Source organism: Pseudomonas sp. 05N434, assembly GCF_056396965.1.
The window spans coordinates 1-9,585 of sequence record NZ_JBFTMK010000140.1; the positions used below are offsets into that span (position 1 = coordinate 1).

A 9,585-nucleotide genomic window follows, 5' to 3' on the forward strand; every position below is an offset into this window, starting at 1 on the left:
TCGTTGATCTGTGCCGAAATCACCCCCAACTTGACTTGTTGTGTCTCCTGGGAATACAGCTGGCTCATCGACACCGCCTTATTGGCCACCAGTCGCCTTCCGGCGGGCGCGGTGGGGTATTCACCGGCGAACCACAGCCCCAGGACCGCCGAGGTGCGGCTGTAGGCAGGATTGAAGAAAATCTCGTTGACGTTGTCCAAGCCCTTTCTGTAGAGGTCACGCACTTTCGCCATGACGTTCGGGTTGTTGGAACGGGTGTCGAGGCGCTGTGGGTAATCGTTGAATATCCCGTTCTTGTCATAGCAGGTCAGGTAGACGCAAAAGCGGAACATCAGGCCCTGTGCCCCTTGCTGCTCCATCTGCTGCTTCAGGTTGGCCAGCAGGGACGAGTTGCCGAGCGCCCATTCCAGATTCTCCTTGGGGAAGCARGTCTGCCAGGTGGTGCTGACGTTCACCAGGCCACCCAGGGCTCCCCAACTGAAGTTCAGGAAACGGTCCATCATCCGGTACTTGCGGTTGAGGGTCAGGCCGCAGTTCGCGTCCCCTAACACCAGTTTGTCGAAGTACAGCGCCGTGAAGGTGTTCTGCCATGGGCTGATATCCACGAAGCGCGCCGCGGTCGGGGTATTGCTGCCCAGGGGGCTGCCGAGCAAGTGGTATTGCGCGCCGATCAGTGCATCCTTATCGATGTAGCTATTGGGCTGCACTTCGCCGCCGATAACGGTCGACTTGGTTTTCCCGTAGTTCACCAGGCCGCAACCGTTGTCGCCAAACAGATCCCATTCGGCGGGCATGTACGGGTCATGCTTCGGATTGATATTGTTTGGCACCTGCTGTACATAGGTCGGCATGCCAGCCATGTACTGCGTCGAGATGGCCCRTGGCATCAGGGTGTCGGGAGCATTGTTCCGGTCGATGCCGAAGTGCGTCATGAACGACCAGTTGATGTCCGTGTTCACCGCGTCATACAGCGGGAACATGTCGTTGTTGTTGGCTGTTGGCGGGTTCCAGAACATCTGGCCGTTGAGGTAGATGCGGGGAAAATTCAATACGCTCATGTCGTGCTCTCCTTAGCGTTTCCACTGGGCGCGTTTCAGCGACCAGACAAAATCCAGTTTTTTGTAGCCGTTGAAGTCTTTGTCCGGCAGCGGTGTAGTGGGGTAGGTGAGACCGCCCTGGGTCGGGATGGCGAAATTGAAGTAACCGTCGGTCTTCGAGTAGGCGGCGGTGCCGTGGCAGGCCAGGCAGGATGAGGTGTCCTGGAACGCCGATTCCAGCTGCGAGTTCGCCAGCACCTGGGTCTTGGGTTGATATTCCACGCCGATCAACTCGTATTTCGACAGCGTCGGGTTGTTGGCCTGGAACTGCGTATTGACCGGTATGGCATCCGATGTCGGTCCGGTGCTGTTTGTCATCGGCCGGGGCGGGTGGCCCTTGGTCACGGTGTACTTTCTGTTGTTGACGTTCTCGAAGGTGGTCCAGACCCAGCTGGAGTCCAGTTTGTTGACCACATGCAAGCCACTCAACGCCGCATAGCCGACCCTGTAGTCGGTGCCCTGCTGGTAATAGGCCTGGGCGGTGTAGTAGCCGTCGTTCTCCAGCTTCTTCTTGTAGTCCATGTCCGCGCCGATCCACAGCCAGGCGGCTTTCAATTCCCAGGCCGTGGCGGGAAAGTTCAGGTTGCTCGTCAGGGCCTCCTGGCCATCTACGTTGTAGACATTGTTCTTGACGATGTAGTTATAAGTGTCCTGAGACATCAGCAGTTGAAAGCGCACGACTTGGCCTCGCTGTGCCTCAGGCACGACGGTACCGCCCATTTCCAGGCTCATCCCGTCGACCTGCTGCGTGGCATTGAGGTTGTGCAGCAGACGGTTCGCGTCCAGCCCCAGGGCCTTGGCTTGCTTGAGCACCTCGTCCGGCGGCTTCATGCGGCTGTCATACGAGCCAGGGTTGACGCCATTGGCCAGGTAGACCTGGTCGGAAGGCTTGAACGACTCCCACACGCGGTTGTAACCCTGGGCGTCGGGCTGGTTCAGGCAGACGAACCAGTTCCAGGCCATGGTCTCGGGGTGCTTGTTGAACGCCGTACGGGTCTGGTCGGCACTGATTCCAAATTGCAGGAAGTTGCTGCAGTTGAAGTTGTTGGTGTCCTGTGCCTGAGCCAAACCGGCCAAGGCACTCAGAACTGTTATAGAAATGGCTCGCCGCATGGAAGCTCCTTGGCATTGGCCGGGTCGGTGTGTGAATGCCCCAGGAAGTGTTCCAGGAGCAGTTGCTTCACTGCCGTGGCCGCAAGGCGCTGGGGCAACGGCAGATCGCAATTGGTGATGAGCAGCGGGCCGGTGTTCTCGCTGTCGGGCAGGCGACCATGGCTGCCACGGACCAGGCGGGTGTCCAGCGGAATCAGGTCCATGTAGTAGCGAAAGCCGAGCTTTTTCTGCAGCAGGCGGCGCGCCACTTTCAATTTGGGGAAGCGAATGGCCGGGTCGATGAACAGTTCCAGCGGGTCGTAGCCGGGCTTGCGATGGATGTCCACGGTGCGGGCAAAGTCGGGTGCCTTGCGATCGTCGAGCCAGTAGTAGTAATCGAACCAGTAACCCGGCGCGGCCACGGTCACCAGCTCGCCGCTGCGCGGATGATCCAGTTGCCAGGCCCGTTGTTCGGCTTTATCCAGCACCTGCTCGATGCCGGGCTGGCGCTGCAGCAGCGCTTTGATGCGAGGAATGTCTTGCGCCTGTTTCACGTAGATGTGCGCGATCTGATGATCGGCCACGGCAAAGGCCGCGCTGGCGCCGGGGTCGAGCAACTCCCAGGTCAGCGACTGGCGCACCTGCAACAAGCCTTCCGAGCGCAACAGCCGGTTAATCGATAYGGATTGCTGTACCGCTTCGATCCCATATTCGGACAACAGCATCACCGCCGCACCTTGCTCCTGGGCAAAGGCCAGCAGGCGACCCACTTCACTGTCGATGGCCCGCACCTCGTCGGCAATCGACGGATGATCAGGGCCCAGTCGCTGCAGGCAATAGTCGAGATGCGGCAGGTAGACCAACTGCAGGTCCGGTCGATCGAGCTGGAATTCGGCGATGGCGCAGTCGACGATCCAGCGGCTCGATGCGATGCCGGCCGCCGGACCCCAGAAACCCGGAAACGGAAATTCACCGATCTGCTGCTCAATACGCTCATGCAACGAGGCCGGTGACGAATACAGGCCGAACATCTTGCGGCCATCGGCCGGGTAGTGCGGGCGTGGGGTGATGGCTGCATCCACGTCCGCATACATGTTGTACCACCAGAACAACTGGCTGCAGCGGAACCCGGGGAGCTCACGCTTGAGCGCCTGCCAGACCTTTTCTCCCTGGATCAGTGCGTTGGGTTGCAGCCAGAATCGCACTTCGGCCTGGTCGCGAAAATACCAGCCATTGCCGACGATGCCGTGTTCCGACGGCGACAGGCCGGTGAGAATCGACGCCTGCACCGTCGATGTGACGGCCGGAAACACTGGTTGCAGGCTGGCCATTTTTGCGGTTTTCAGCAGGGCATTGATGTGCGGCGTTGCCGGCCCCAGCAGCGCGGGGGTCAGCCCGACCACGTTGATCAGCAGCAGCGGTTGACGCGGGTGATCAGAGGGCATCGGCGTACGCCTCCCGCACTTGGGGTTGTAGCAATTGACGCTGGCGCAGTTGTTCTTCGACCCAGTGCAGTTCTGCGGCGATTCCCTGCAGTTGGGCGTGCTCGGTGTTGGGCCGCAGTTGCGCGGGCAGGACGCCCCAGCTGTAGGTTTCCACTTCCAGCACGGGACGAAAATCCCCATGGTCTGCGAGAAAGTCGAAAGTCTGCGACAGCGCGATCTGGCTGCCGCTGAGCTCAGGCAGCAGCAAGTGTTCGCTGAACAGCGGGATGTGGAAATGAATCCGCAGTTCGGGGTACTGCCCCAGGTTATTGGCGCAATCGTCGAGGGCGGCGGGCAGGTCGGCCCAGCCCGATAACCGCGCCTGCGCATCTCGGGCTTTGACTTGATGCAGGTAGGTGGTTTCGGCGAAGTCGCTCAAGGTCTTGAGCACGTGTTCGCGCCGGTTGTGGTCTTCAGCGGGCAGGTGACAAATCAGCGCGTTCGACAGCTGGATCTTGCCGACAGGCACTCGGGCCTGGCGCAGCTTTTCCAGCGACTGATAGCAGTGTTCGAAAACCACGGCCTGGTGGCAGACATCAAAACACAGCGCCAGATAGTCATGGTGCGGATCGCTGGCTTGGTAGCGGTGGAAGAAGGCGATGGCCTGGTCGGTGTTTTCCAGCACACAGTCCGGCTCCATCTCCAGGCAGAACACGATCTTCTTGCCCGTCTCCCGATGCAGCCTGGCCAGTGAAGCCGTGAGTTGGCGCAGCAGGTGTTCGGCACGCTGCTGTCGCCGCGGGTTCCAGTCGGCGGCATAGCCCAGTGGTACGGTGGAAATCACGCCTTGGGGGCAATCCGACGGCAGGGCGTGCGCCAGGATTCGGGCCAGATTCAGGCTGTACGCCAGCCGTTTCGGATCAGTCCAGTTGGGCAAATAGACGTCGGCTTTCACCGCGCCTTGATGAAATTGGCCATAGGGAAAGCCGTTAAGTGAAGTCAGCCGCAGCCCGCTGCGTTGCAGCAGGCTGAGGAAGTCCGCGCGAGCTGACGCCTGCTGTAGTTCGGCTGCGGCGAGGGCGCTGATCCACAGCCCACTGTCTTGCTCGTTCAGGCCGCGCAGGGTGCGCACACCCCGGAAATGCCATTCGATGGATGACCGTAGTCCCGCCAGGTCACGGGTCGGGTGCACATTGCTGCAATAACCGACCTGCGCGGCAGCCCAACCCGTGCCGGCACTCATTTGATCACCGGTTCCTGGCCACGCAGGGCAGAGTTCTCCTGCCACTGCCGACGCTGGTCGATGGGCAGCGGGGTGCTGACCAGGGACTTGTCCAGTTGGCCGCTTTGGGCAAAAAAGTCCACGGGGTTGTGGAACAGCACCTGTTCGACCTGGCTTTCGCTGAAGCCGGCAGCCAGCATCGCTTCACCCGTTTTCGGCACCTTGAGCGGGTCGCTGATGCCCCAGTCGGCGGCGCTGTTGACCACCATTTTCTCGGTGCCGTACTGCTGCAACAGGGCGACCATGCGCTGTTCCGACATCTTGGTGTTGGGGTAGATCGAATGGCCGCGCCAGCAGTCGCTGTCCAGCACCAGCGGCAGGGTCAGTTCGTTGAGGTGGTCGATGATCACCAGGTGCTCGGCAATCCCGACTTCGCGAATCACCGCCAGGGTGCGTTTGGTGCCACCGATCTTGTCGCGGTGCGGGGTGTGCACCAGCACCGGCAAATTGAATTGTCTGGCCAGCTCCAGCTGAGCGGCGAGGAAGCGATCTTCCTCCGGGGTGATGTCGTCGTAGCCGATTTCGCCGACCGCCACGACGCCGTCTTTCACCAGGTAGCGCGGCAGAATCTCCAGCACTTCATTGGCCACCGACAGGTCATTGGCCTCCTTGGGGTTGAGGCCGATGGTGCAGAAATGATGAATGCCGAACATGCTGGCGCGAAAGCGCTCCCAGCCCAACAGGGTGTCGAAATAGTCGATGAAACTGCCGACGCTGGTCCTGGCCTGACCCTGCCAGAAGGCCGGTTCGATCACCCCGGTGATGCCGGCGGCGGCCATGTTCTGGTAGTCATCGGTGGTGCGGCTGACCATATGAATATGCGGGTCGAAGTACTTGAGCATGGTAAATCCTCGTCAAGGAAAAGGAGTCGTTGAGTGTCAGTTCTGTGAGGTGCCGGCCAAGTACTCATGCCACTCAGGCGGCAAGCGTTGCTGCTGACTCAGGCCGGCCAGGCGCTGGTGTTGCGCCGGGCTGAGCAGGTCGAAGGCAATCACTCGGGGCAGCCCGGCGGACACCGTTCGTTCGGCGGCGAGCTGTTCGTCCAGCAGGTCGAGGGCCAGCTGGTTGAGGGTGACGCTGTGTCGTTGGGTCAGGCCGATCAGGCGTCGTATATCRAGCCCCATGCCCAGCGCCTTCAGCACCAATTGATGGAAGGCCCGTTCGCTGTAATGGCGCGATGGGTAGAGGGTGTCGAGCGCGAGGGCGGCGAACACCTGGCTGTTACTGGTACGCCCGGCCTGCAGCGCCAGCTCCACACAGAGCCCACGGCTGTCGAGCCAGTCGAGGGCCTTCAGGGTGGCGATTTTTTCTTGATCGTCGCCCCACAGAAACAGTTGGCGCAGCAAGGGCAGTTGCCCGGCGAGGGGCTGTTGCTCCAGGACCTGAGCCAGCAACAATGCCCGCGCCAGTTGGACACTGCTCCAGTCGGGACTGTGGGGCAGTGGTTGTTCCTTGAAGTTGCGCTTGGACTGGCTGCTCAACAGCGCCGCGGTATTGGCGTCCGGGCGTTGGGCAAGCCGCTCCTGTGCCTGGCGCCACCACTGCAGCTCGGCGTCATCGAGCTGTTGGGTAAGGGCCCGGTGTTGTTCGGCGAGGCAGTCGTGGCGTATTTCGAGAGCCGCCGATGGCGATGCAGTGACGTCCATGTTCATGTCGGTTTGATCCAGCGCTGGAAGTGTGGAAGCAGGAAAAACACCAGAACGCATAACAGGCTGCCCAGCGGCTGGTTGGCCACAGCCAGCACCAGGGCATCAAACAGTGGCAGAGCCGCCAGGCCAGCGCCGATAAAGGCACGGACTTGCCGTTGCTGCGGGTTGGCCAAGTGGTGCCAGTAATGCCAGCCCAGCCAGCCAAGCCAGAGCAGTAGCACCGGCCAGAACCAGACGTTGTCGGAATAGATCGCCAGCGCCAGCGGGCTCAACATCAGCAGTAGCGGCAGGCGGCTGAGCAACTGGTTGTTGTGTTCCTGACGAGCCAGGTAGGTCAGGCCGCTGATGTAGACGCCAAGCAACATGGCGCACAGCCAGATCGGCTCCGGCGGCACCGCCAGGCTGGCCGCCGCCGTCAGGTAGAGGGCCGAGCGGCAGGCGCCCATCAGCCAGACGCTGTGGGCGTATTTCTTGTGCAGCACGTTGTAGCCGAGGATGCAGCCCACCAGCAGGGTGGCGCTACCCAGCAACCAGTGCGGTTGATCGATCAACCGGCTCAGGCCCAATACCGAGGCCGCAGCCAGTATCAGCAACAGCGCAGTAGCCAGCCCCACTTGCTGGCGGCTGACCAGACCCAACGTGATAGGGCGGGGATTGTGGTGCTGTTGGTCCCAGTCGGCGTCCAGCAGGTCGTTCAATAACATGCCGGCCAGATACAGCAACGACAGCGCGGCCAACAGCAGGATCCACACCAGCGACGACGGCGGCGCCAGGGCACCAGCGCTGCTGGCGAGCAGGGCGGCGGCCAAGGTGTTGGTCCACACGGTGGGCAGGTTGGATACCCGGCCGAGGGTCATCCAGGTTTTCAGGTTCAGTGGTGTCTGGCTCATTGCGCGCAGCCCTCGCTGAGGGTGAGCGCCGGATCGATGCGGGTCGACAGCCGTTGCAGCGCCTGTTCCATCCGCGCGGCATCGATCTCGTGCAGGTCCACCGACTCGCCGATCCGGCTGAGCATGGGGATGGAGAGTTGCCCGCCCAGGTGCTGGCGGAATTCCTCCAGACCGAGCAGAACCAGCGAGCGTCCCTGTGCATCTTTCAAGGTCAGTTCCGGCGGGCTCAGGCTGAAGCCGAGCTTGAGCAACAGGTTCAGCAGCCGTTCGGTGTCGGCATCGCTCAACAACCCCAGGGCATTGGCATAGAGCCCATCCAGGGCCATGCCCACCGCCACGGCTTCACCATGGCGCAGTCGGTGCCGGCTGAGGTTTTCCAGTTTGTGCGCGGCCCAATGCCCGTAATCCAGTGGCCGTCCGTTACCGCGCTCGAAGGGGTCGCCGGCACCGGTGATGTGTGCCAGGTGCAGTTCGGCGCAGCGGCGAATGGCATAGCGGCTGGCCGAGTGATCGAAGTGGGCGAGGGCGTCGGCCTGTTGTTCCATCCATTGGAAGAAGGCCTGGTCTTTGATCAGCGCCACTTTTACCGCCTCGGCCAGCCCGGCGATCTGGTCGCGGCGGGTCAGGCTGGTCAGCAGCTGGAAGTCGTTGATTACCGCAGTGGCGGGGTAGAAGGCGCCCAGCAGGTTCTTCTGGCCGAAGGCATTGATGCCGTTTTTCACCCCGATGCCGGCGTCGTTCTGCGCCAGCACGGTGCTCGGGATGCGGATCAGGCGAATGCCACGGTGGAAGGTGGCGCAGGCGTAGCCCACCGCATCCAGCACCGCACCGCCGCCCAGGGCCAGCACATAGCAATGCCGGTCCAGCCCATGCTGCAGCATATCGGTGTAAAGCTGCTGCAACACCTGTGAGTCCTTGCTCAGTTCGCCGGCCGGCACCGCAATCGGCGCGGCCTGCAAATGCAGGTCCGCCGCATGGGCGGCAAAGTAGGCGTCGATCTGTTCCAGCAGGTGCGGGGCGCTTTGCAGCAGTTGTTCATCGGCGAACACCAGCACCGTCGCCGGGCCCCGGTGCTGTGGGGTGAGTCGTGCGGTGAGCTGGTGATGCAGACACGGATTGGACGGCTCGAACAGGTGATCGGTGAACACCACCGGGTAGTCGTAACGGACCTCGAAACGCCCGTGCAGGGATTGCTCGGCGTTTTGCTTGCGCAAGGTTTTGAACAGGCTGTACCCGGCGATAAACAGCCCGGGCAACACCATGCTGGCGAGCAGGGTCACCAGCAGCGCGTTCTGCTCGACGAGGTAGATGCCGATGGCGCTGTAGGCCAGTGCCAGACCGGCATTGGCCAGGGTGGTCACTAACACGAACGCGGGCAGCGGATAACGTTGCATCCCGGCGGCCACCACCGAGGTTTCGGCCAATACCGGCACGCCGCGCAGGCAGATCAACGACAGCGTGCCCAGCTTGTATGCCAGTTGCCCCGGCTGGCGCTGATGCAGGCCCAGGCGGCCGGACAGCAGCCGAAAATAGCCCGCCCCCAGCGCATACCCCAGCCCGGCCCCCAGGCACAGCCCCACGAAAATCACCAGGTAGCCGCCAACAGCGCCGAGCATGGCCACGGCCAGCAGCGCGACCATGCTCGAAGGCACCGGCAGCACCACGTCCAGCGCGAGCAGGGCGATCAGCAGCAGGGCCAGGTTGAGTTTTTGGGTGGGAGTGGAAGGCTGGTACAAGTTGAGATGGGTCAGGAAGTCCTGGATCTGTTGTTCGAACAACAGAAAGCTGGCGATCACCAAGCCTGAGAAGCAAAGCAATGAAATCCAGAAATGACCGGCAGGCCCCCGTTGCGAGAACGCACGATACCCATGGCTGCGCTTCATCAAGCATCCCTCTTTATTTTTATGACTGATTCCGTGTCAGTAATTAAAAGCAGCGTCTGGTTGGTTTTAGATCAATAGATTCTCTCGCCTGAGGGGCTGGTTTATGTACGGTTTGGTTACGCCTGTAGAGATAGTTCTGAACTTAGACGGTCGTGGTGTTTTTGCAAGGCGGCCTGATGGCAATCTGACTTTTTTCACCTGCGTGAACGCGACCCGTAGCAGCTGCCGAGCCTGCGAGGCTGCGTTCGGCGGCGCAGCCGTCGTGAAT

At 61.5% G+C, this 9,585-nt stretch carries 7 protein-coding genes and 1 pseudogene; all 8 read right to left on the reverse strand.

The genetic code is table 11. From position 1 onward, the window contains the following. Window positions 1-1,058: pseudogene (locus AC1DLB_RS11505) on the reverse strand (hypothetical protein); the annotation flags it as partial. A gap of 12 nt (window positions 1,059-1,070) precedes the next feature. After that, the gene (locus AC1DLB_RS11510) at window positions 1,071-2,210 is read right to left on the reverse strand and encodes a hypothetical protein (RefSeq protein WP_019578685.1); all 1,140 of its coding nucleotides are present in this window, start codon (window positions 2,208-2,210) and stop codon (window positions 1,071-1,073) included. Then, on the reverse strand, window positions 2,189-3,634 hold the full coding sequence (locus AC1DLB_RS11515; RefSeq protein ID WP_477785026.1) for an alkaline phosphatase family protein: 1,446 nt from the start codon (window positions 3,632-3,634) through the stop codon (window positions 2,189-2,191). The genes AC1DLB_RS11510 and AC1DLB_RS11515 overlap by 22 nt, the downstream gene beginning before the upstream one ends. Further along, window positions 3,624-4,856: a metabolite traffic protein EboE gene (eboE, locus tag AC1DLB_RS11520; protein ID WP_349745810.1), complete on the reverse strand. Its 1,233-nt coding sequence runs from the start codon at window positions 4,854-4,856 to the stop codon at window positions 3,624-3,626. The genes AC1DLB_RS11515 and eboE overlap by 11 nt, the downstream gene beginning before the upstream one ends. After that, a complete protein-coding gene (locus tag AC1DLB_RS11525) occupies window positions 4,853-5,737 on the reverse strand; it encodes a TatD family hydrolase (protein ID WP_138867418.1) in 885 nt (294 codons plus the stop codon). Before AC1DLB_RS11525 ends, eboE begins: the two co-directional genes overlap by 4 nt. Before the next feature lie 36 nt (window positions 5,738-5,773). Next, the gene (locus AC1DLB_RS11530; protein ID WP_477743207.1) at window positions 5,774-6,547 is read right to left on the reverse strand and encodes an EboA domain-containing protein; all 774 of its coding nucleotides are present in this window, start codon (window positions 6,545-6,547) and stop codon (window positions 5,774-5,776) included. Beyond that, a complete protein-coding gene (locus AC1DLB_RS11535; RefSeq protein ID WP_064617529.1) occupies window positions 6,544-7,434 on the reverse strand; it encodes a UbiA family prenyltransferase in 891 nt (296 codons plus the stop codon). Before AC1DLB_RS11535 ends, AC1DLB_RS11530 begins: the two co-directional genes overlap by 4 nt. Beyond that, on the reverse strand, window positions 7,431-9,317 hold the full coding sequence (locus AC1DLB_RS11540) for a 3-dehydroquinate synthase (RefSeq protein ID WP_477743206.1): 1,887 nt from the start codon (window positions 9,315-9,317) through the stop codon (window positions 7,431-7,433). Before AC1DLB_RS11540 ends, AC1DLB_RS11535 begins: the two co-directional genes overlap by 4 nt. Between the last annotated feature and the right edge of the window lie 268 nt (window positions 9,318-9,585).